23 protein-coding genes and 1 tRNA gene are annotated in these 22179 nt (G+C 63.8%); 2 read left to right on the top strand and 22 right to left on the bottom strand.

Annotated features, from left to right (window positions below; translation table 11 throughout):
* Positions 1-21: 21 nt before the first annotated feature.
* From EPD80_RS10390 to EPD80_RS10310, 17 genes are all read right to left on the bottom strand, one after another.
* Entirely contained in the window at positions 22-738 is a 717-nt protein-coding gene (locus EPD80_RS10390; protein WP_185957764.1) for an ABC transporter ATP-binding protein, read from the bottom strand.
* On the bottom strand, positions 731-1486 hold the full coding sequence (locus tag EPD80_RS10385) for an ABC transporter ATP-binding protein (protein WP_142811602.1): 756 nt from the start codon (positions 1484-1486) through the stop codon (positions 731-733). Before EPD80_RS10385 ends, EPD80_RS10390 begins: the two co-directional genes overlap by 8 nt.
* 87 nt (positions 1487-1573) lie before the next feature.
* On the bottom strand, positions 1574-2551 hold the full coding sequence (locus EPD80_RS10380) for an NADPH:quinone oxidoreductase family protein (protein WP_142811600.1): 978 nt from the start codon (positions 2549-2551) through the stop codon (positions 1574-1576).
* A gap of 32 nt (positions 2552-2583) precedes the next feature.
* Positions 2584-3585, bottom strand: a complete 1002-nt coding sequence (locus EPD80_RS10375; RefSeq protein WP_142811598.1) for an NADP-dependent oxidoreductase — start codon at positions 3583-3585, stop codon at positions 2584-2586.
* Between the two features lie 24 nt (positions 3586-3609).
* A complete protein-coding gene (locus EPD80_RS10370) occupies positions 3610-5415 on the bottom strand; it encodes an acyl-CoA dehydrogenase (protein ID WP_142811596.1) in 1806 nt (601 codons plus the stop codon).
* 112 nt (positions 5416-5527) lie between these two features.
* The gene (gene ubiD, locus EPD80_RS10365) at positions 5528-7018 is read right to left on the bottom strand and encodes a 4-hydroxy-3-polyprenylbenzoate decarboxylase (protein WP_142811648.1); all 1491 of its coding nucleotides are present in this window, start codon (positions 7016-7018) and stop codon (positions 5528-5530) included.
* A gap of 5 nt (positions 7019-7023) precedes the next feature.
* Positions 7024-7869, bottom strand: coding sequence for an orotidine-5'-phosphate decarboxylase (gene pyrF / locus EPD80_RS10360; protein ID WP_142811594.1), 846 nt, complete (start codon positions 7867-7869; stop codon positions 7024-7026).
* 13 nt (positions 7870-7882) lie between these two features.
* A complete protein-coding gene (gene ubiA, locus EPD80_RS10355; RefSeq protein WP_142811592.1) occupies positions 7883-8758 on the bottom strand; it encodes a 4-hydroxybenzoate octaprenyltransferase in 876 nt (291 codons plus the stop codon).
* Between the two features lie 6 nt (positions 8759-8764).
* On the bottom strand, positions 8765-9325 hold the full coding sequence (locus tag EPD80_RS10350) for a chorismate--pyruvate lyase family protein (protein WP_142811590.1): 561 nt from the start codon (positions 9323-9325) through the stop codon (positions 8765-8767).
* A complete protein-coding gene (gene recG / locus EPD80_RS10345) occupies positions 9318-11372 on the bottom strand; it encodes an ATP-dependent DNA helicase RecG (protein WP_142811588.1) in 2055 nt (684 codons plus the stop codon). The genes EPD80_RS10350 and recG overlap by 8 nt, the downstream gene beginning before the upstream one ends.
* Positions 11373-11379: 7 nt before the next feature.
* Positions 11380-11760: a RidA family protein gene (locus tag EPD80_RS10340; RefSeq protein WP_142811586.1), complete on the bottom strand. Its 381-nt coding sequence runs from the start codon at positions 11758-11760 to the stop codon at positions 11380-11382.
* A gap of 13 nt (positions 11761-11773) precedes the next feature.
* On the bottom strand, positions 11774-12229 hold the full coding sequence (fliW, locus tag EPD80_RS10335; RefSeq protein ID WP_142811583.1) for a flagellar assembly protein FliW: 456 nt from the start codon (positions 12227-12229) through the stop codon (positions 11774-11776).
* 35 nt (positions 12230-12264) lie between these two features.
* On the bottom strand, positions 12265-12924 hold the full coding sequence (locus tag EPD80_RS10330; RefSeq protein WP_142811581.1) for an SPOR domain-containing protein: 660 nt from the start codon (positions 12922-12924) through the stop codon (positions 12265-12267).
* On the bottom strand, positions 12921-13382 hold the full coding sequence (locus EPD80_RS10325; protein WP_142811579.1) for a DUF2802 domain-containing protein: 462 nt from the start codon (positions 13380-13382) through the stop codon (positions 12921-12923). The genes EPD80_RS10330 and EPD80_RS10325 overlap by 4 nt, the downstream gene beginning before the upstream one ends.
* A 158-nt stretch (positions 13383-13540) precedes the next feature.
* Positions 13541-14344 carry an enoyl-CoA hydratase/isomerase family protein gene (locus tag EPD80_RS10320; RefSeq protein ID WP_142811577.1) on the bottom strand — a complete coding sequence of 268 codons (804 nt, stop codon included), beginning with the start codon at positions 14342-14344 and terminating at the stop codon, positions 13541-13543.
* A 28-nt stretch (positions 14345-14372) separates the two neighbouring features.
* Positions 14373-14759, bottom strand: a complete 387-nt coding sequence (locus tag EPD80_RS10315) for an acyl-CoA thioesterase (RefSeq protein ID WP_260677392.1) — start codon at positions 14757-14759, stop codon at positions 14373-14375.
* 216 nt (positions 14760-14975) lie between these two features.
* Positions 14976-15059: transfer RNA gene (locus EPD80_RS10310), tRNA-Leu, on the bottom strand.
* Positions 15060-15073: 14 nt separating this feature from the next.
* Here EPD80_RS10310 and queA point away from each other — a divergent pair.
* Complete coding sequence (gene queA / locus EPD80_RS10305) at positions 15074-16135, top strand: tRNA preQ1(34) S-adenosylmethionine ribosyltransferase-isomerase QueA (protein ID WP_142811575.1); 1062 nt, start codon at positions 15074-15076, stop codon at positions 16133-16135.
* A 23-nt stretch (positions 16136-16158) separates the two neighbouring features.
* Positions 16159-17280 carry a tRNA guanosine(34) transglycosylase Tgt gene (gene tgt, locus EPD80_RS10300; RefSeq protein WP_142811573.1) on the top strand — a complete coding sequence of 374 codons (1122 nt, stop codon included), beginning with the start codon at positions 16159-16161 and terminating at the stop codon, positions 17278-17280.
* 16 nt (positions 17281-17296) lie between these two features.
* On the opposite strand, the gene EPD80_RS10295 is transcribed toward tgt, so the two are convergent.
* The 5 genes from EPD80_RS10295 to ltrA form a co-directional block, all read right to left on the bottom strand.
* Positions 17297-17506: a YjfB family protein gene (locus EPD80_RS10295; protein ID WP_142804559.1), complete on the bottom strand. Its 210-nt coding sequence runs from the start codon at positions 17504-17506 to the stop codon at positions 17297-17299.
* 125 nt (positions 17507-17631) lie between these two features.
* Positions 17632-18711, bottom strand: a complete 1080-nt coding sequence (gene modC / locus EPD80_RS10290) for a molybdenum ABC transporter ATP-binding protein (protein ID WP_142811645.1) — start codon at positions 18709-18711, stop codon at positions 17632-17634.
* Complete coding sequence (gene modB, locus EPD80_RS10285) at positions 18711-19376, bottom strand: molybdate ABC transporter permease subunit (RefSeq protein ID WP_142811571.1); 666 nt, start codon at positions 19374-19376, stop codon at positions 18711-18713. The genes modC and modB overlap by 1 nt, the downstream gene beginning before the upstream one ends.
* A 9-nt stretch (positions 19377-19385) precedes the next feature.
* A complete protein-coding gene (gene modA, locus EPD80_RS10280) occupies positions 19386-20174 on the bottom strand; it encodes a molybdate ABC transporter substrate-binding protein (RefSeq protein WP_221928960.1) in 789 nt (262 codons plus the stop codon).
* 134 nt (positions 20175-20308) lie between these two features.
* Positions 20309-21673, bottom strand: coding sequence for a group II intron reverse transcriptase/maturase (ltrA, locus tag EPD80_RS10275; RefSeq protein ID WP_142811641.1), 1365 nt, complete (start codon positions 21671-21673; stop codon positions 20309-20311).
* Positions 21674-22179: the final 506 nt, after the last annotated feature.

The following is a 22179-nucleotide window of genomic DNA, read 5'->3' as shown; positions in this document are numbered from 1 at the left end:
TAAAAAAGTTGGATGAGCGGCTCACACGCTGAGCAACGCATTGAGCCGTTCTCGGTTCTTCTCTAATTCATGATGTGGGATCATGTCGAGCACCCGGCCGCGTTCGATCACGTAGTGCCGATCGGCCAACGGGGCCGCGAAGTGGAAATTCTGCTCGACCAATACGATGGTATAACCTCTATCCTTCAGCTTACGGATCACCTCCCCCAGCGCCTGCACGATCACGGGGGCAAGCCCCTCGGTGATCTCATCGAGCAGAAGCAGATAGGCGCCAGTGCGCAGAATGCGCGCGATCGCCAGCATCTGCTGCTCGCCTCCCGAAAGTTTCGATCCCTGGCTCTTGCGCCGTTCCCATAGGTTGGGGAACATCTCGTAGATCTCCGCCAGACTCATGCCATCGGAGCGCAAGGTCGGCGGTAGCAGAAGGTTTTCTTCGACAGTGAGCGAGGCGAAAATGCCGCGCTCTTCGGGGCAGTAACCGACGCCGATACGGGCAATCTGATAAGTTGGCAACGAGATCACCGGCCGACCGTTGATGCTCACGTACCCCGTACGCCGATCGACCAGACCGAGGATCGCTTTGAGCGTGGTGGTGCGGCCGGAGCCGTTGCGGCCGAGCAAGGTGACCACCTCGCCGCGATAGACGGTAAGGTCGATCCCATGCAGGATGTGCGATTCGCCATAGAACGCGTGAAGATCGGAGACCCGCAGGATCTCATCGGCACGGGGTTCAAGCATGAGCGACTCCGAGATAAGCAGCGATCACTTCAGGGTTTGAAGAGACCTCGGCATAAGTGCCTTCGGCAAGCACCGTTCCGCGCTGCAAGACCGTGATGCGATCGGCCAAGTGCGCCACCACCCCCAGGTTGTGCTCCACCATCAGCACGGTCCGTCCCTGGGCCATGCGCTTGAGCAAAGCGGTAATCGCTTCGACATCCTCCGTTCCCATCCCCTGGGTCGGCTCGTCGAGCAGCATCAACTCGGGATCGGCGGCGAGCGTGGTGGCGATCTCCAAGGCCCGTTTGCGTCCATAGGGTAATTCCACTGCCATCACCTTGGCGTACTCGCGCAAACCGACCTGCTCGAGCAGGGCCAGGGCCGCTTCATCGAAGCGATGCAAGAGCGCCCCGGAGCGCCAGAAAGCGAACGACCCCCCTGCTTTGGCCTGAAGCCCCAAACGAACGTTCTCTAGCGCCGTCAAATGAGGAAAAACCGAGGAAATCTGAAACGAGCGGACGATGCCGATCTGTGCGACCCGCGCCGGGCTGTAATGGGTGATGTCCCGCCCTTGGTAGAGGATCTGCCCTCGCGTTACCGGCAGAAATTTCGTCAACAGGTTGAAGACCGTCGTCTTGCCCGCGCCATTGGGGCCGATCAGGGCGTGGATCGATCCCCGACGTACTTTGAGATCCACCCCATTGACGGCGACGAAGCCGCGAAACTCCTTGACGAGGCCTTTCGCCTCGAGAATGTAGTCTTCCTCCATGTCCTCCCTCGATTTTTATATATGTAATCGATCGGTCTTAGAAAATATTTTATAACGAAACGCTCGTTTTTGCACCACGACGACCATTCACTCGATCGTCACGACGATTTTGCCGATGGCTCGGCGTGCAGAGAGGTCATCCAAGGCTCGCGCCGCCTGCTCCAGTGGGTAGGTATGCGAGACGTGCGGACGAATCCGCCCCGCCGCATAGAGTTCGAAGAGGTGCGCGAAATTGCGCCGGTTCGTTTCGGGTTCGCGCGCAACGAAGGCGCCCCAGAAAACGCCGACTACCTGGTACCCTTTGAGGAGCGGCAAATTGACCGGCAACTGCGGGATGCGCCCGCTGGCAAAGCCAATTACCAAGAGGCGACCGTTCCAGTTCATAGAACGCGCCATCGCATCAAACGCATCTCCCCCCACGGGGTCGAAACAAACGTCGGCCCCCTTGCCGTCGGTGAGCGCTTTGATGCGCTCCTTGAGATCCTCACGCCGATAATCGACGAGCTCATCGGCGCCATGTTCGCGGGCAGTCCGCAGCTTCTCTTCCGAACCGGCACAGGCGATCACCCGGGCTCCGAACACCTTGCCGAGCTCGACCGCGGCTAGTCCTACCCCGCCAGCCGCGCCGAGCACCACCAAAGTCTCGGCAGCTTGAATGGACGCACGCTGTACCAGAGCGTGGTAGGTCGTTCCATAGACCATGGTGAAACCGGCGGCGGTAACGAAATCCATCCCAGCGGGCATGGGTAACACGCGGTGTTCATCCACGACCACTTCTTCGGCGAACCCGCCGTAGCCGGTGAGCGCCATCACCTTGTCGCCAGGACGTATCCGACGCACTTCTGAGCCGACTTCCAGTACCTCACCGGCAACCTCACCGCCCGGAGCGAAAGGCAACTGCGGCTTGACCTGATACTTGTTTTGAATGATGAGGAGATCGGGGAAATTGACGCCACAAGCACGCACGCGAATCCTGACGTCCTTCGCTCCGAGCGGTGGCGAAGGGAGCTCGCCGAGCACCAAAGTTTCGGGGGGACCATATTCTTTGCAGATCAAAGCACGCATTTTTTATTCATCTCCACTGAAGATTTTTCTACTCACTCGATCACTTGAAGCACGAGTTTGCCGAGATTCTCGCCACGGAACAGCATCAAGAGCCGTTCGGGGAAAGTTTCGATGCCACTGACGATGTGTTCCCGGTGCTTGAGCTTGCCCTGACGAAGCCAAGTAGCGAGCTCGGCGATCGCTTCGGGATAGCGCTCGCGGTAGTCGAACACGATGAAACCTTCCATTCGCCCGCGGTTGATCAGCAAGGAGAGGTAATTGCTCGGACCTGCTGGTTTTTCGGTGGCGTTGTAGACCGCGATCGCGCCACAAAGGACGACGCGGCCGCGCAGGGCCAGAGCGGCGAGTGCCGCATCCAAGATTTCGCCGCCGACGTTGTCGAAATAAATATCGACTCCCTTGGGGCAATGCGTCTTGATCGCCCGCGCCACGTCCTCGTGCCTGTAGTCGATCACCGCGTCGAACCCCAGCTCGTCGCGCACGTAAGCGCATTTCTGTGCCCCACCAGCGATGCCGACGACGCGGCATCCTTTGAGCTTGGCGATCTGCCCCACGAGCGAACCGACGGCCCCCGCCGCGGCCGACACGAGGACGGTCTCGCCCGGTTGGGGCCGACCAACGTCCAGCAAACCGAAGTAGGCGGTAAGCCCCGTCATGCCGAGTACGTGCAGGTGGGCGGGAAGGGGTGCCAGATTCGGATCGACCTTGGTGAGGTCCGAGGCGTCGCATACGGCGTATTTCTGCACACCGAGGGTGCCCGAGACGTAATCGCCCACCGTGAAACGGGGATCGGCGGAAGCGATCACGCGCCCCACGCCCAGGGCGCGCATCACCTCACCCAGGCCGACGGGTTTCACATAGGATTTACCCTCGTTCATCCAACCGCGCATCGCTGGGTCGAGCGAAAGATAATGAACCTCGACGAGCACTTGTCCCGCTTGCGGCTCGGGCACTGGCCCGCGGACGATGGCGAAGTCGTCCGCCTTGGGCTCGCCGATCGGACGCTTGACCAGTTTCACTTGTACGTTTTCCATGACATCCCTCTGTTTTCCGTGAACTCAGAACCATTCGTCTTTCATTGAAAGGAAAGTCGGATCGCATCGCTCCAAAAGGCGACACAGCGGCTCGATCTGCGGCAGCTCCCAACGCAGGAAGTAGCGCGCGGCGTGCAATTTCCCGCGATAGAAATTCGCTTCGTCTTCGCTGAGATCGGCTCGCCGCAGACCACTGACGGCGACGAGCGCCTGACGCAGCCACTGCCAAGCGAGTACGAAGCGAGAGAACACTTCCAAGAAAGGAAAGGAATTGGCCAGTACCTGCTCGGCCTGGGCGCCGGACATGAGCGAACCCAAACGCATGATCAAGGCAGCGAGCGTATCGCGCGCCCCGCGCAGGGCTTCGACCAGCTCGGCAAGCTCGTTTTCCCCCGCTGCCTCCTGGAGTGTCGTCTCGACTTCCCTCAAGAGCGCTTTCAGCCCCGCGCTGCCGTTTTGCCACAGCTTTCGCCCCAGAAGATCCAGAGATTGAATGCCATCGGTCCCTTCATGGATGGGGTTGAGGCGGTTGTCGCGATAGAATTGCTCGACAGGATAGTCGCGCGTATAGCCCGCTCCGCCGAATACCTGAATCGCCAATTCGTTGGCTTTCAAGCAAAACTGCGAGCTACCCGCTTTGACGACTGGGGTGAGGAGATCGAGGAGCTCCTGAGCCCGTGCCCGTTCGGCCTCGTTCCCCGTGCGAATGTCGTCGACGAGCCGCGCGGCGTACAGACCGAGCGCGAGGCAACCTTCGACGTAGGATTTTTGCGCGAGTAGCATGCGGCGCACGTCGGGGTGCTCGATGATGGGAACCTGAGGGCTTGCCGGATCCTTGTTGGCGAGGGGTCGCCCTTGCGGACGGTTGCGCGCATAGTCGAGCGCGTGCAGATAGCCGGTGTAGCCAAGCGCGATTGCCCCCATGCCGACCCCGATGCGCGCCTCGTTCATCATGTGGAACATGTATTTGAGCCCTTGATGGGGCTCACCGACGAGGTAACCCACCGCTCCGTCCCGGTCGCCGAAAGTGAGCACCGTGGAGGTCGTACCGCGATAGCCCATCTTGTGCAAGAGGCCAGCAAGTACGACGTCGTTGCGCGCTCCCATCCGCCCGGCTTCATCGACCAAAAACTTCGGGACGATGAAGAGCGAGATCCCCTTCACTCCTGGTGGCGCACCGCTGATGCGCGCGAGAACCAGGTGGATGATGTTGCCGCCGAAGTCGTGGTCGCCGCCGGAGATGAAAATCTTGTTGCCGAACAGGCGATAGGTGCCATCCGGTTGCGGTTCGGCGCGGGTGCGCAAGTCTCCCAGGGAAGAACCAGCGTGCGGTTCGGTCAGACACATCGTGCCAGTCGCGCGACCGTCGAGCAGCAACGGCAAGAAACGTTTCTTTTGCTCCTCGCTGCCGTAGCGGTGAATCAGGTTGCCGGCCGCGAGCGTCAAGAGCGGATAGGCGGCAAAAGAGACGTTCGCCGCCTTGAAGAGCGCCATCGCCGCATTGACCACCACCGCCGGCAGTTGCATCCCCCCGAGCGCCGCGTCGTGGTGCGCGACCAAGAATCCCGCCGCGGCATGCGCTTGGACCGCCGCTTTGGTCTCGGGGATGGTGCGCGCTTGCCCGTCTTCAAACACGGGCTCGTTCTCATCAGCCTTGCGATTGAACGGTGCGAAATGCGTCTCGGCGATCTGCTGCGCCGTATCGAGAATCGCCTCGAAAGTACCCCGATCGTGTTCTTGGTAACGGGGGCGCTGTGTGAGCGATTCCACCTTCAGTACTTCGTAGAGCTGAAACGCGAGATCGCGGCGGCTGATCAATTTTTCGTCCATCGTTTCTCCCCAAACAATCTGGGCGACACGGCCCCTTGATCGCCCTGCAACAAAAACTGTTGGCAGTATAAATCATATGTTTGATTGAGGAGGAACCGAAAAAGCGACCCGCTCAGCCGAGCAACCGCTCGACGAGCGCCGCCGCGCGCGCTTCCACTTCCGGATCTTGGACGATGGCCCGGCCCCACTCGCGGTGGGTCTCGCCGGGCCACTTGTTCGTGGCATCGATCCCCATCTTGCTGCCCAGCCCGCCTTCGGGCGAGGCGAAGTCGAGATAGTCGATGGGCGTGTGCTCGGCGATGAGCGTGTCGCGCGCCGCATCCACGCGCGTGGTGAGCGCCCAGATCACCTCCTGCCAGTTACGGATGTCGACGTCCTCATCCACCACCACGATGAACTTGGTGTACATGAACTGGCGCAGGAACCCCCAGATGCCGAACATCACGCGCTTGGCGTGCCCCGGATAGGCCTTTTTGATCGACACCAGCGCCATGCGGTAGGAGCAACCCTCCGGCGGCAGGTAGAAATCGACGATTTCCGGATACTGGCGCTGCAGCAGCGGGACGAAGACTTCGTTCAGGGCCACGCCCAGCACCGCCGGCTCGTCGGGCGGCTTGCCGGTGTATGTGGTGTGGTAGATCGCCTCGCGCCGCAGCGTGATGCGATCGAGCGTGAGCACGGGGAAGACCGCCTGCTCGTTGTAGTACCCCGTGTGATCGCCGAATGGGCCTTCGAGGGCCGTGTCGCCGGGATGGATGTGCCCTTCGAGCACGATCTCGGCGCGCGCCGGCACCTGCAAGCCCCCCACGGCCTCGGTGAGCTCGGTTTTCGCCCCGCGCAGCAAGCCGGCGAACTGGTATTCGGAAAGGGTGTCGGGCACCGGCGTGACCGCGGCAAGGATAGTGGCCGGGTCGCAGCCGATCACCACCGCCACGGGAAAGGGCTCGTCGGGATGCAGCCGGGCGTGTTCGGCGTAATCGATCGCCCCGCCGCGATGCGCGAGCCAGCGCATGATCACCCGGTTTCGCCCGATCACCTGCTGGCGGTAGATTCCCAGATTCTGGCGTTTCTTGTGCGGCCCGCGGGTGACCACCAGCCCCCAGGTGATGAGCGGACCCGCATCCTGCGGCCAGCAGTGCTGGATGGGCAGCCGAGCGAGATCGAGCTCCGCCCCTTCCCACACCACTTCGCGGCACGGCGCGCGCGAAACGACCTTGGGCGCCATGTCGAGCACCCGGCGCAGCACCGGCATCTTCTCCCAGGCATCGCGCCAGCCGCGCGGCGGCTCAGGTTCTTTCAGATAGGCGAGCAGGCGCCCCACGTCACGCAGCGGCTCGCGCCAGTCACCGTCCTCGCCCACGTCCTGCCCCATGCCCAGCAAGACGCGGCGCGGCGTACCGAAGAGATTGGCCAGCGCCGGCAACGAATGCGCCCGGCCCTGGGTGTGCGGCCGCTCGACGAGCAGCGCCGGGCCTCGACGCCGCAGGACGCGATCGGCGAGCGCCGTGAGCTCCAGGTGCGTATCCACCGGCTCGGTCACCCGCTTTAGTTCGCCCAGCGCCTCGAGCTGAGCGCAGAATTCGCGCAGATCGGCAAACGTCATGTCGCTCATGCCCGATCGGCGAGCACTGCGCGCACGGCAGCGTGCACCGACTGCGCCGCGGCGGCGGCGGCATCCTGCCAATCCTCGCCCTCGCTTGCGTAGAGGATGGCGCGCGAGGAATTGAGGATCAGACCGGGAAACTCCGGGCGGCACCAGCCGGCGCGCACCGTGGCCGCCAAGTCTCCGCCCTGCGCACCGATACCTGGCACGAGCAGCGGCACGCCCGGCGCGAGCCGGCGCACCTGCGCCACTTCCTGCGGCCAGGTCGCACCCACCACCAGCCCTGCCTGCCCGTTCGTATTCCACGGGCCGGCGGCCAGGCGCGCCACGCGCTCGAAGAGCCGCTCGCCGCCGGCGAGCTCCAGGGCCTGCAGCTCGGCGCTGCCCGGATTCGAAGTCCGGCAGAGCACGAACACCCCCTTGCCCGGCCAGGCGAAGAAAGGCTCGAGCGAATCTCCGCCCAAGTAGGGATTCACCGTGACCGCGTCGGCCCCATAGCGCTCGAACGCCTCGCGTGCATAGTGGCGGGCGGTGGAGCCGATGTCGCCGCGTTTGGCATCCAGGATGACCGGAACGTCGGGATGGTTCAGTTTCACGTGGGTGATCAGCCGCTCGAGCACGCCCTCCAACCCCAGAGCGGCGAAATGCGCGATCTGCGGTTTGAAGGCGCACACGCAAGGCGCGCACGCCTCGATCACCTCGCGGCAGAACACCCAAACCCCCTCAGCGAGCGGCAGACGGCGCACGCTGCGCGGCAAGCGTTCCGGCTCCGGATCCAGCCCCACGCACAGCAGGCGCGCCGGATCGCGCCAGCGCTCGCGTAACGATTCGAGGAAAGTCGTTTGCGCCATTTCGTTCTCTCTTTCAGCCGTGCCACAGGTCGAGCACGACGCCGGCAAAGAGCACGAGCCCGAGGTAGTTGTTGTGCAAGAACGCCTTCAAGCAACGTGCGGGTTCGCGCGTGCCGATGAGCTCCAGATGGTAGGCGACGATGCCCGCGGCGACCACCAGCGAGACGAGGAAAGGCGCGCCGGCCCCAGCGAGGATGCCGGCGCGCGCCCACAGCGCAAACGCCGCGAGGTAACACAGGAACACCGCCAACACGTCCCAGCGCCCGAAGGTGATGGCCGACGAATGGACCGGCAGTTTCAGGTCGTCGGGCCGGTCGGCCATGGCGTATTCGGTGTCGTAGGCGATCGTCCAGAAGAAGTTGGCGGCAAAGAGCGTCCAGCACACCGCGTCGGTCTGGCCGCGAATCGCCACCCAGGCCATGGGAATGCCGAAGGAAAACGCCACCCCTAGATAAGCCTGAGGTAGCGGCAGAAAGCGTTTGGTGAAGGGATAGGTGGCGGCGATGGCGAGCGCCGGCACCGACCAGGCCACCACCTTCCAGCCCAGAGGCAGCACCAGGAGAAAGGCGATCCCCGCGAGCGCGGCGGCGACCTTGAGCGCCTCATCGGGTGAAATCAACCCCGCGGCGAGGGGTCGGTCGCGCGTACGGGCCACGTGCGGATCGATGTCGCGGTCGGCCCAGTCGTTGATGGCGCAACCGGCCGAACGCATGAGGAAAGTACCCACCACGAAGACGAAGAAGACCCCCGGCGGCGGAAATCCACCCGCGGCCCACCACAGGGCGATCAGGGTCGGCCACAGCAGCAGCAGCGTGCCGATGGGTCGATGCCCCCGGATCAGCCGCCAATACAGCGGCAGGCGCGCTCTCCAGTCGAAATTCGGCTCCATCGCTCGTCACGTCGGTGTAATGAGAAGGTCGATCGGCGGTAGAAAAACCTCGCTCACCAGCAGCGGCACGCCCTCCCGCCAAAAGAGCGAGCGTCGCGCCCACAAACCCGGCGGTACTTCCCGCCACAGCGCCGATGCGCGATGATACCGCGGATCGCGCGCATCGAGCCGCACCGCCTGCACAGTGCCGCGGCGTACCGTGGGATCGGCGAAGAGCACCGCGCCCAGAGGACGGTTGCCGATGCGCTGCAACAGACGCCACGGGTATCGCACTCCCTGCCACGCCGTCAGCGAGCGTGCGAACACCACCGGCACGCCGTCGGCAAGAAGCGCCACTTCGCGCACGCGCACCCTCTCCCATCTCGGTACCTTCAGGGCGATCGCCTCGTCCGGATAAGGTCTTCCCCACCCCTCGTAGATGCGGCGCACGGCGAACTCCCGGCAGTGCGCCCGGATGCGGGCGGTGAGCGACCCCCGCTCGGCAAGCCAAGGCTGCAGACGGCGCGGCACCCCGACAGGCAAACCGGATCGCCAGCGCGGCACGAAGAAGAGCGCCCCCTCAGGCATGGAGCCAAGCCCCGCCACCCGGCACCCAGCGCCGGATGAGCGTCTCGGCAAGCGCCGGATCGCGTTCCAGCACTTCGTCGGCGAGCCGCTGCGCCAGGGGCACGAGATCCTCGTCAGCCACCAGATCGGCCACACGCAGGCTGGGCACGCCACTCTGGCGCAGCCCGACGAACTCGCCGGGGCCGCGCAACCGCAGGTCCTCGCGCGCGAGCGCAAAACCGTCGTCGTTGGCACGGATCGCGGCGAGCCGCTGGCGCGCCGTGGTCGAGAGCGGCTCGCCGTAGCACAACACGCAAAAAGACGCCTCGCTGCCGCGCCCAACCCGGCCGCGCAATTGATGCAGCTGCGCCAGGCCGAAACGCTCGGCATGATCGATCACCATGAGGCTCGCGTTGGCCACGTCCACGCCCACCTCGATCACGGTGGTCGCCACCAGCACGTCGAGCGCACCGGCCATGAACCGCTCCATGACCTGCTGTTTCTCTTCGTTCTTGAGTCGACCGTGCAACAGGCCGACCCGCAGCTCAGGCATCGCCGCGACGAGCTCCCGCCAGGTCTCGGTGGCCGCCTGCAGATCCAGCACTTCCGATTCTTCGATCAAGGGGCAGACCCAGTAGGCCTGTCGCCCCTGGGCGCACCAGCGGCGCACCCGCTCGATGAGCTCCTCCCGGCGGCGCTGCGACAGCAGCAAAGTCCGTACCGGCTGGCGCCCCGGCGGGCGCTCGTCGAGCAGCGACAATTCCAGGTCGGCGTAGATCGCCAGCGCGAGCGTGCGCGGAATGGGCGTGGCGGACATCATCAGCAGATGCGGGGAAAATCCCTCGCCTGCCTTCGCACGCAAGGCAAAACGCTGACGCACGCCAAAACGGTGCTGCTCGTCGACCACCGCGAGCGCTAGACGCGGCAGCGCCACCGTCTCTTCGATGAGCGCGTGCGTGCCGACCACGAGGAGCGGTTCCCCTTCGGCGAGCCGAGCGCGCAGCGCCTGCGCCGCCTTGGCCGGGGTGGCGGCGGTGAGCAGCGCCACCTCGATCCCGGCCGGAGCGAGCCACTCACCGAGCTTGCGCGCGTGCTGGACGGCGAGGATCTCGGTGGGCACCATCAACGCCCCCTGATGCCCCCCATCCAGCGCCCGCGCCAGCGCCAAAGCGGCCACCACCGTCTTGCCGCTGCCCACGTCGCCCAGGAGCAGACGGTGCATCGGATGAGGTTTTCCCAGATCGGCGTCGATTTCGGCGAGCACCCGCCGCTGTGCCGCGGTGAGGGTGAAAGGCAGCGCCTCGCGCAGCGCCCGCCGCACCGGCCCTTCCGCTTCGGGCAAAGCGGGCGCCGTGGCCGATCGTCGCACCGTGCGCGCCCGACGCATCGATGCCTGCTGCGCCACCAATTCCTCCAGTTTCAGGCGGCGACGCGCTGCGTCCAGCCGACGTTCATCGGCACCGGCGGGCGGTGCATGCAAGCATTCCAGCGCCTCGCGCAGCGGCGGCAGCTGCTCGCGCGCGCGCAGCGCCTCGTCGAGCCACTCGGCGGGTGCGACCACCTCCAGCGCCCGGCGCACCAGACGGCGCAACAGCCCCTGCGACAAGCCCTCCACACTCGGATAGACGGGCGTGAGGCGATCGGGCAGCGGTGCCTCGAGCGGCACCAGCCGCGGGTGGAACATCTCGCGCTCGCCGAAGAAACCGACCCGCACCTCGCCGAACCAGCGCATGCGCTTGCCCACTTCGAGCCGCTTGGCGGTACCGGGATAAACGTGCAACCAGCGTCCGGTGAGCAAGCCCGTGCCATCGTCCAGATGCGCGACGAGCTGCGGCCGTGGCCCCTCCTTGCGCTCCACGCGCACGATGCGGCCTTCCACGAGTACGGACGAACCGGTTGGCGCCTGCGCCACAGGCGTGACGCGTGTCTCGTCCTCGTAGCGCAGCGGCAGAAGGAAAAGGAGATCCTCGGGGCGCATCACCCCGAGTTTCACCAGGCGCGCGGCCACCGCCGGGCCGACGCCCGGCCAGGATTCCAACGGATGACGAAAAGGCGCTTGCGCGGGCAAGGCCGGATCACGCCCCCAGCCAGACGACGGCCTCGGCCTCCACCATCGCCCCGCGCGGCAGGCCTTTCACCTCCACCGCCGAGCGCGCCGGATAGGGTGCGGTGAAATGGCGGGCCATCACCTCGTTGACGGTGGCAAAGTAGGACAGATCGGTGAGAAAGACCGTGAGTTTCACCACCTGATCGAGGCTCGCCCCGGCCGCCTCCACCACCGCCGCGAGATTGGAAAACATCCGTTCGCATTGGGCGGCGAATTCCGGCGGCAGCGTCATCGTGGCCGGGTCGAGCCCCAGCTGGCCGGAGAGATAGAGCGTATCGCCGGCGAAGACTGCCTGGGAATAAGTACCGATCGCTGCCGGGGCCTTGTCGGTATTGACGTGACGTCGCATGGCCTCGACCTCCTTATGCCCGCACGACCATTTCACAGGTAAACCGCTCGAGCACCTTTTGCAATCCGCGACGCGCGGCGGTGTTGATCAGCAGCGGCCCCATGAAGTTCGCCCGCAAGCCCGTATCCTGCGGCGTTTTCGCCTCCGTTCCATCGGCGCGACGCACGATCACGGCCAAGGCCACGTCCTCGGGTTTCCCGATTTGCAGTTGCGCCACTTCTCCATCGGAGAGCGTGATCTCGTAGCGCACCCCCAAGGCCTCGGGGCTCACCACGGAAAAAGCCACGTTCGGATCGTCCAGACTCTGCAGGATGAAGACCTTGGGACGATCCTCGCCTGCGCCCCCTTCTTCATCGTGTGCCAGCATGAAACGCTGGCACGACTCGAACCCGGGCAGGCCATTGGGGAACTCGATCACCTTGTCCTCGGCCACATTCACTTCGCCCAACACCGGACTTTGCACTTTCATCACCCATCTCCTCGTCTCAAAACCTACGAAACCGCTCATTTCACCTGGGTCACCGCGCCAACCTCGATCTCATGGCGCTTGAGTTGCTTGGCCGCCTCCAGCGCTTCCTGGCGCGAAGCATACGGCCCCACCAACACCCGCGCTTGTAGATGAGAGGGAAAGCCTTGTTCTTGCACCCGCCCTGCGAGTGCCATGGCATTATCCATCCGTCCGAACACACCGATGGGGACATAGTAGCCTTTGTCGAGCGGTTTCGAACGGTCGATAAAGGGAGGTTCTTCCGTCTTTTCCCCGGCCGGGTGCGTTGTCATCGCTTTGGCGGGAGCATTCTGGCCGCTCGTATCAGCCTTCGAGGTCGGCGCAACCGGTTCGGGCGGCGGAGCATCTTGGGCGACGATCGGATCTTCCGATGCAACCGTCGGCGGATGATTCTCGAGCGGGGAGCGATGCGTTGTAGCATCCTCCCGCGACGCAGCCCCTTGCCATCGGTCGTTTGGTGCGGGGTCGTTATCTTCTTGCCCGACCGGTTGGCTCTGAGCCTGCATCTGGGCAGGGGCTTCCTGGGTGCCGGCCGCCGGTCTCGGGGGATCCCTCATCTTATACCATAGACCGTACGCAGCAGCAGTTGCGATCAGCAAGGCCAGCAGCACCCGCTTCCAGGGAAAGACTCGAGAATCTTCCTCGGCTTTACTCATGGCTCACTTCTCCCTTCGCCGCGCGCCATCGCCACGAGCAGCTCCGCCTCGCCGAGCGTGATGCCGCAGCGCGCGGCAATCGCCGGCGCATCCAACCCCCGGCGGGCGAGTACCATCGGTTCGACGTATTCTGGAGAAGCGGCAAGCGGTTCGACCGGGCCGGTAGCGGAGGTGGAGGCCGCAGCAGATGCCTCCAGGCGATTCAGCCGTTCGAGAATTTCCTGCTCACGGCGGGCATGCTCTTCGAGATCGCGCTGCAACGCCTCGCAGCGCCGCTCGATCGTTTTCACCGCCAGATCGAGTGCAAAGAGGGCCGGAGTTGCACCCGGCACATCGGAGGCGGTAGCGTTGATCGTGCCCTTGGTCTGATTTCGCCGACGAGCACGCCACCAGCGCACGACCTCGAACATCACCCAAGCGATGCTCGCCACCAGGATCCCGCCGATCACCCACTGCACGCTCAGCGCTCCGTCGTTCTTCTAGTGACAATGATAAAGCCGGACGGAATTCTCACCAAGACATTGGGCACTTCGGGGTGCGGTACCTATGAGCGGAAGCCCTTCGAGACTTCGCAGGAAGTCGCCCTCCCCGCACGTCGGGTCGTGCGAACGCGCCCTCAGCAACCGCGAAAACGTGGTTTACGTTTGGCCAGGAACGCCTCGACGCCTTCGGCGAAATCCTCCGTGGCGCTGCAATCGCCGAATGCCTCGGCTTCGGCAAGGAGCTGCGCCTCCAGGCTCTGTTCGAGCGAATCGGCGAGCAGCGAGCGGATGCGCCCATAGGCGTAGCCCGGTCCGGCAACCAGGCGCGCGACCAGCGCATCGACTTCGGCGTCGAGCGCTTCGGGTGCCACCACGCGATTGACGATTCCCAACTCCAGGGCTCGCTGCGCATCGAAACGTTCCGACAAAAGAAAAAGCTCCGCTGCGCGGCGGCTGCCCACCACGCGAGGAAGAAAATAAGTGAGCCCGCCATCGGCCGGAAGCCCCAGCATGGCATAGGCGGTGGTAAACACCGCGTCGCTCGCAGCGATCGCCAAATCGCAAGCGAGCATCAAGGACATGCCGAACCCGGCACAGGCGCCGCGTACTTTGGCCACCACCGGGCAAGGGACACGGCTCAAACGCTCCACCACCGGATTTACCCGTTTCTCGATCGCAGTGCGAAACATCTCTCGCCGCTCGTCAGCAGGCCGATCGAGCAGACGGGAAAAATCGCGGATATCCCCTCCGGCCATGAAGTGGTCACCCCGACCGCTTACCACCAAAACCCGCAAATTGGGATGCTGTACCAGCGCTGCGCTCGCTTCCTCGAGCGCGGCCATCATCTCGAACGAAAGCGCATTGAGCGATTCCGGTCGATTGAGCTCCAGGCGGCCGATGCCGTCGACCACTTCCCAATGTACCTGTTTCTCGCTCATCGAATCCTCCTCCAGGTTCTAGGTTTTTTCATTCCGGGGGAATCGGGCGCTTCTGCCCGTTCGCATCCAAGGCCACGTATGTGAGCCTTGCCTCCGTTACTTTGACGACCACGGGATTTTCAGGATGACGTTCGGCATAGACTTCGACATCGACGGTCACGGAGGTATTCCCCACTTTGACGAGCCTGGCATAGAAGCTCACGACGTCACCCACCGCGATCGGCTGCTTGAACACGAAACTGTTGACCGCCACCGTTGCTACTCGCCCCCGGCTGCGCCGGACCGCTGGCATGGCTCCGGCGATATCGACCATCGCCATTACCCAGCCGCCAAACACATCCCCATTCGAATTCACATCGGCCGGCATGGGCATTACACGCAGCTCGGGCTGAAGATCAGGTAAACGTAAGGACATGGCTGCCAACTTCCTTTTGCGATCGGAAAAATGATGATAATGCATTCCTACCGAAGTCGCAAAAAAAGCGCCCGACGAGCGGGCGCAACCACCGAGGGAGGGATCGAAACATTTGCTTCTGACAAACGTTCGTTTGATTATACCATAAAAAAATCGGCAGGATCAACCTGCCGGGCTATCGATGAGTCCGTTGAGATACGTTTTAGGCTAAGATAATGCCGAGAGAGGGAGTCGAACCCTCACGGTGTCACCACCGGCGGATTTTGAGTCCGCTGCGTCTACCTGTTCCGCCATCTCGGCGCACGAAAGATTATATGCAAGAATCTAGCCTACGCAAAGCCCCGTCGCTGACGGTGCACGACTTCGATTTTTCCCTGCCGCCCGAACTGATCGCCCAGGTGCCGCTGCCCGAGCGCAGCGCCAGCCGCCTGCTCGTGCTCGACGACGAAGCGCTGCACGACCGGCTCTTTCGCGATCTGCCCGAATTTCTCGAAAAAGGTGACCTCCTCGTTTTCAACGACAGCCGCGTGATCCATGCGCGCCTCTTCGGACGCAAGGAAAGCGGCGGTGCGGTGGAGGTGCTCGTCGAGCGGCTCGTCGGCACACAGGAGGCACTCGCCCAGGTGCGCGCGAGCAAACCACCGCGCCCGGGCATGCGTCTGCGGCTGGAAGAGGCCTTCGAAGTCGAAGTCGTGGGCCGCGACGGCGAGTTCTATCACCTGAGGCTCGTCGGCGAAGGCGATCTTCCCCAGCTCGTCGAGCGCCATGGCCGGCTGCCGCTACCCCCCTACATCGCCCGCCCGGCCGAACCGGAGGACGAAGCGCGCTACCAGACGGTCTATGCGCGTACGCCCGGCTCGGTGGCTGCGCCCACCGCCGGACTGCACTTCGACGAGATGCTACTGCACCGGCTCGCCGAGCACGGCGTGGACACGGCCTGGGTGACTCTGCACGTCGGCGCGGGCACGTTTCAGCCGGTGCGCGTCGAACGGCTCGACGAACATCGCATGCACCGCGAGCGCTACTGGATCCCGGAAGAGACGGTGGCGCGCATCGCCCGGGCGCGGGCACTCGGGCGGCGTGTGATCGCCGTGGGAACCACCAGTCTGCGCGCCCTCGAAGGCGCCGCCCAAGACGGAGAACTTCGCCCCGGCAGCGGCGAGACCGAGCTCTTCATCACGCCCGGTTACGAGTTTCGCGTGGTCGATGCGCTGGTGACCAACTTCCACCTTCCCCGCTCGACGCTGCTCATGCTGGTATCGGCGCTCGCCGGGCTCGAGCGTGTCCGCCGCACCTATGCCCATGCGATCGCAAAACGCTACCGCTTCTTCAGCTATGGCGACGCGATGTTCATCCCGCGCCGCTTCGCGCGTTGAATTCCTGTCATCGAGGAATCCCCATGAGCGACACTCCCGCCTTTACCCTGCTCGCCACCGACGGAGCCTCCCGGCGCGGACGGCTCCAGCTGGCACACGGCACGGTGGAGACCCCCATCTTCATGCCGGTGGGAACCTACGGCACCGTCAAGGCGATGACCCCGGCGGCGCTCGAAGACGTCGGCGCGCAGATCGTGCTTGGCAACACCTTCCACCTATGGCTGCGCCCGGGGCTCGAGGTGATCCGCCGCCACGGCGGTCTGCACCGATTCATGGGCTGGAATCGGCCGATCCTCACCGATTCGGGCGGTTTCCAGGTTTTTTCGCTCGGAGCGCTGCGCAAGATCAGCGAAGAAGGCGTGCGCTTCGCCTCACCCATCGACGGGGCCCGCTGTTTCCTCACCCCCGAAGTCTCGATGCAGATCCAGACCGTGCTCGATTCGGACGTGGTGATGATCTTCGACGAATGCACGCCCTACCCTGCCAGCGAAGCGCAGGCGGCCGAATCGATGCGCCTGTCGCTGCGATGGGCCAAACGCTCGCGGGACGAATTCGACCGGCTAGGGAATCGCAACGCGCTCTTCGGCATCGTGCAGGGGGGCATGTACGAGGCGCTACGCGACGAGTCGCTCGCCGGGCTCATGGAGATCGGCTTCGACGGCTACGCCATCGGCGGGCTATCGGTGGGCGAACCCAAAGACGAAATGCGGCGCGTGCTCGAATACGTCGCGCCCAAGCTGCCGCAGACGCGTCCGCGCTATTTGATGGGCGTGGGTACACCGGAAGACCTCATCCACGGCGTCGGAGTAGGTGTAGATATGTTCGACTGCGTCATGCCCACGAGGAACGCGCGTAACGGACTTCTCTTCACCCGCCATGGCGACGTCAAGATCCGCAACGCGCGCTATCGCGAGGACACCGCCCCACTCGACGAGACCTGCAGCTGCTATACCTGCCGCCATTTCAGCCGGGCCTACCTGCATCACCTCTACCGCACCGGCGAAATCCTCGCGAGCATCCTCAACACCACGCACAACCTGCACTTCTACCTGACGCTCATGGCAGAGCTGCGCACGGCGATCGAACGAGGAACCTTCGCCGAAACGGCGGCGCGGATCCTTGCCGAACGTCAGCGCGGCGTATAGGGAGGGGAGGCGCGATTCAGGCGAAAATATTGACCGAATTGCCCAAGTGCGGCGGATTCGAAGCCGATATCGGCGCTTGTTGAATTTGCGGCAGCGCCGAGAGCAGCGCCTGCGCCGTGCTCTCCTGCACGTCGAGTGCTTTTCTCAGCACGGCGGTGCCGACCTGATCCTGCAGCTGCGCTTGCTGCATGGCGGTCATCATGCTGGCGACACTGACGGCATCCATGACGCACCCCCTTCTTTCATCTGGCTCATAGAAGCATTGTAGATCATCGAAGGATTGCCGTGTTCCCCTGCCGGAACGACCAGCCCGCAGAGGTCGTATCATCTCCCTCGTCTCCCCCCGATGTTTCAGCGCAGCACCGCCACCGCCTTGATCTGCGCCCACACGGTTTGCCCGGGATGCAGATCGAGCCGGGCCAAGGAACGACGCGTGATGCGCGCGAGCAGAGCGGATTCTCCCACCGTGAGCCGCACCAAGGCGTCGGCCGGGTGTTCATCCTCGCCGATTGCCTCCACTCTGGCCGGCAACACGTTGAGTACGCTGGCATCCTGATGCGGCGAGCGCGCAAGGCTCACGTCGCGCGCGAGCACCCGCAAGCGCAAAGGGGCACCCAGGGGTAGATTTTCACGGCGTACCCACAGCCTTCCCCCGGGAAAGGAAACGCACATCAAGACCCACGTCTCGTCGTGCTCGGCAACCTCCCCCTGTAAGACCACACCGGCCTCCTCGCCCAAGCGAATCGGCGTATCCAGGCGCACGAGCACCTCGGACAAGGGGCCGCTGGCCAGTACCTTGCCTGCGCGCAAAACCACTAAGTGATCGGCCAGGCGCGCGACCTCGTCGGGCGCGTGGCTGACGTAGACGATGGGAAGGTCGAGCTCGTGCGGCAGACGTTCCAGGTAGGGGATGATCTCCTCCTTGCGCCCGATGTCCAGGGCCGAGAGCGGCTCGTCCATCAGCAAGAGGCGCGGCGAAACGGCCAAGGCTCGGGCGATGGCCACCCGTTGGCGCTCACCGCCGGACAAAGTCTGGGGACGGCGATCGAGCAGCGGGGCGATCCCCAGCAGCTCGATCGCCTGCTCCAAGGCGATGCGCCGCTGCGCCGGCGGGACACGCCGCAGACCATATTCGACATTGCCGCGCACCGACAGATGGGCGAAAAGGCTCGCCTCTTGGAAGACCACGCCGATCGCCCGCCGATGCGTCGGCACGAAAACTTTCTTGGCATCGTCTTGCCAGATTTCGTCGGCAAAGCGCACGAACCCTCGCGGCCGCATCAAACCAGCCAAGGCCCGCAGGCAGCTCGTCTTGCCCGAACCCGAAGGGCCAAAGAGGGCGCTCACACCCCGTCCGGGCAAGGACAAAGACACCCTGAGCGAAAAATCGGCGAAGTCGGCATGCAACTCGGCCTCGATACCGGCGTGCATCATCGCTTTCTCTTCCCGAAGAAGTTGAGCAGCAGCAAGACGGCAAAAGAGAAGAGGACGAGGACGAGAGCGAGCCGATGCGCCTCGCCATATTCCATCGCTTCGACGAACTCATAGAGCTGAACCGAAGCGACGGTCGTTCTGCCCGGGATATTGCCCCCGATCATCAGGACGACGCCGAATTCCCCCATCGTATGGGCGAAACTGAGCACGCCGGCAGTGAGAAAACCCGGACGGGCGAGCGGCACGGCCACGGTGAAAAAGCGATCCCACGGCCCGGCGCGCAAGGTGGCGGCTACCTCCAAGGGGCGATCGCCCAACGCTTCGAAGGCATTCTGCAGAGGTTGAACGAGAAAGGGCAAGGAAAAGATCACCGAACCCACCACGAGGCCGGAAAAGGAAAACGGCAGCAGCCCCCAACCGAGTTGCTGGGTGAGCCAACCCACCGGTCCATGGGGTCCCATGAGGAGCAGGAGATAGAAACCGATCACGGTGGGTGGCAGGACGAGCGGCAAGGCCACGACCGCGGCAATGACCTCCTTGAAGCGGGAGCGCGTGCGTGCGAGCCACCACGCGAGCGGCGTTCCTATCAAGAACAACACCAACGTCGTCACCGCGGCCAGACGCAGCGACAGGGCCAAGGCCGCCCAAGCGCCTGCGCTCATCGCGCGAGCTCACTCGAAGGAATAGCCATAGCGCCGGATGATCGCCCGCGCCGGTTCGCGCTGCAGATAGGCAAGCAGTTCAAGCGCTGCCGGTTGGTCCTTGCCTGGGACGAGCAAGACGGCATCTTGTCGGATCGGATCATAATCTTCCTGCGGCACCAACCACGCCGATCCCTTCACTTTTCCGTCTTCATGGACTTGCGACAACGCGACGAACCCGAGCTCGGCCGCCCCGCTCACGACGAGTTGGTACGTCTGGGTGATCGATTGGCCCCTTACGATCTTTGGTTCGAGGCGCGCGACAAGTCCCCGTTTCTGCAGGACTTGCATCGCCGCTTTGCCATAAGGAGCGAGCTTGGGATTGGCCACGGCCAAATGCGCGAATTCGCCCGTCTCCAGGATCTTGCCTTGGGCATCCACCAGAGGGCCGGGGCTCCACAGCACCAGTTTCCCCACCGCATAGGTGAAACGCGTACCCGGCACGGCATGGCCGTCGCGTTCGAGCGCGGCCGGTGTTTCGTCGTCCGCGGCCAGAAAGACCTGGAATGGAGCACCATGGACGATCTGGGTGTAGAAACCGCCGGTCGAACCGAAACTCAGGCTCACCTTATGCCCCGTCTCGCGCTCGAAAGAGGCGGCGATCTCTTTCATCGGGGCGCTGAAGTTGGCCGCCACGGCCACGATCACTTCGGCGGCCCAAGTCGGCGAGGCCATAGCCCACAGGCCGAGGAGCAGGCAGACCGCCTGCAGACGGGATCGACCCCGAGACGAAACCCGTTGCTCAGAACTTGGCTCCATTCCCTCGCTCCTCCTTGATAAGGCTTCAAGTGTAGCGCGAAGGGATCGGGATAGGGGCAGTCAGGATACCTGACTGAGCCCCTCCCACACCACCCGGCATGCGGGTCCGCACCGGGCGGTTCGAGAAGTTGAGGTCATGAGAGTCGGGGTAGGTCGAGTTTGTCGAAGTAGGCAATGGTCAGCACCCGTTGGATGTCGCCCATGCTGTTTCGCCACCAGCAGCGCGCGTTCTGCGCCACGCGCTTTGCCACCTGCTCAGCCGCACCCAGCTTGGTCAGTTCCCGGAAGATGGTGCTACCTCGTCGCCATTGCCTGAGTTGAATCGCCCGCAATCGGTGGCGTAGCCATTCGTCCAGCCTGCGCCAGACTTTTGGCGTCTGCGCCAGCCCGAAATAGGCTTTCCAGCCCAGCAGGTAGGGTTTGAGCTTGTCGATGACCTCTGCCATGCTGCGACCACCAGAGCGCCGGGTCAGTTGCCTCACCCGTTGCTTGAATGTCGCCATCGGCTTGTCGGCCACCCTGCGCTTGACCCCATCCTTGGCAAACCAGAAGCTGCATCCCAGAAACTTCCTGCCCTTGGCACTGGCGACCGCGCTCTTGGTCTCGTTGACCTTGAGCCGTAGCTTGGCGTAGCACTTGCGCAGCAGCGCCATCACCCGCTCGCCTGCCTTGCGGCTGCGTACATAAACATTGCAGTCGTCGGCGTAGCGTGCGAAGCAATGGCCGTGCTTCTCCAACACCTTATCCACTTCATCGAGCATCACGTTCGCCAGTAACGGACTCAGCGGCCCGCCTTGCGGTGTGCCCTGGTACCGTTCCAACACGACGCCGTCGCTCATGATGCCGCTGTTCAGATACGCTCGAATCAGCCGGATGATCCCGGCCTCGTCGATGCGCTTCTTCAGGCGGTCAATGAGGATGTCGTGATTGACGCGATCGAAGAATTTCTCCAGATCGACATCGACCACGATCCGCCGTCCGGATTGAATGTAGCCCTGCGCCGCAAGGATCGCGTCGTGGGCTCGCCTTCCCGGTCGGAAGCCGTAGCTGTGTTCGCTGAAGGTCGGGTCCAGTATCGGTTGCAGCACTTGCAGCAGTGCTTGCTGGATCAGCCGATCCGTCACCGTCGGGATACCAAGCTCGCGCTCGCCGCCGTCAGGTTTCGGGATCGTCACCCTGCGTAGCGGACTGGGCCGGTACGTCCCCTGCCGCAGCTGGTCGCGTATCGTCGGCCACGCCGTGACCAGATGACGGGCCGTCTGTTCAATATCCAGACCATCCACGCCAGCTGCCCCTTTGTTGGCTTTGACCCGCTTCCAGGCCCGCTGCAGGTTCTCTCTCGTCAGCACTGCCTCAAGCAGCGCCGACCCTGTGCTCTCGTTGTCTCGTCGCGGGCTGCCCGCTTCGTCGCTGACAGGATCACGCCCGGCTTCACCGTGCGCTACGCCCGCCCGCTCTGCTCGCGCAGACTTCTGACGCATTGCGTTCAACATCGACATGACCTCGAACATTCCTCCTCGTTCGGCCCTTCGTTCCTTGTTGGCAACTACTACGGCCTCTGCTGACTTCTCGCTCCGTGTCTCCACGTCGGCCTTTCAGCCACAAGGCGAGATCTCCCCGGGTAAGAACGCACTCCTTCACTGCACAACCGCCGAATTTACGCCACCTCGCCTTGATCACGAGAGCTTCGCGGAATTGCGCCCGCTCGCCCTGCTCGGCAGCGCCTTCTATCCGGTTCTTGTCCATCGGCTCGCAGTTTCGCTCCACGCTTCCTCCCCACAATCGGTCACCCTCATGCAGTTGCGCTTCGCTTCGTTCGCTGTGATCAACTCACGGGAGGACTCTCACCTCCAAGAGTGCGCCCGTGCCGGGCGCACACAAAAAAAAGGTTGTGTACCATCCTTTCTGTAAATTCCGTTTAGCGCCTCTGGCAGGAAGCGCGCGGCGCTCGGTCTGACGCCATGACTTCGAGAAAGGAGTATGCCCATCATGGCGATGCGTGTCG

Origin of the sequence: Tepidiphilus olei (assembly GCF_006980705.1) — a bacterium.
Taxonomy (GTDB): Bacteria; Pseudomonadota; Gammaproteobacteria; order Burkholderiales; family Rhodocyclaceae; genus Tepidiphilus; species Tepidiphilus olei.
Note: the sequence above shows the minus strand (reverse complement) of the source record. Positions and strands in the feature narration are given on the sequence as shown.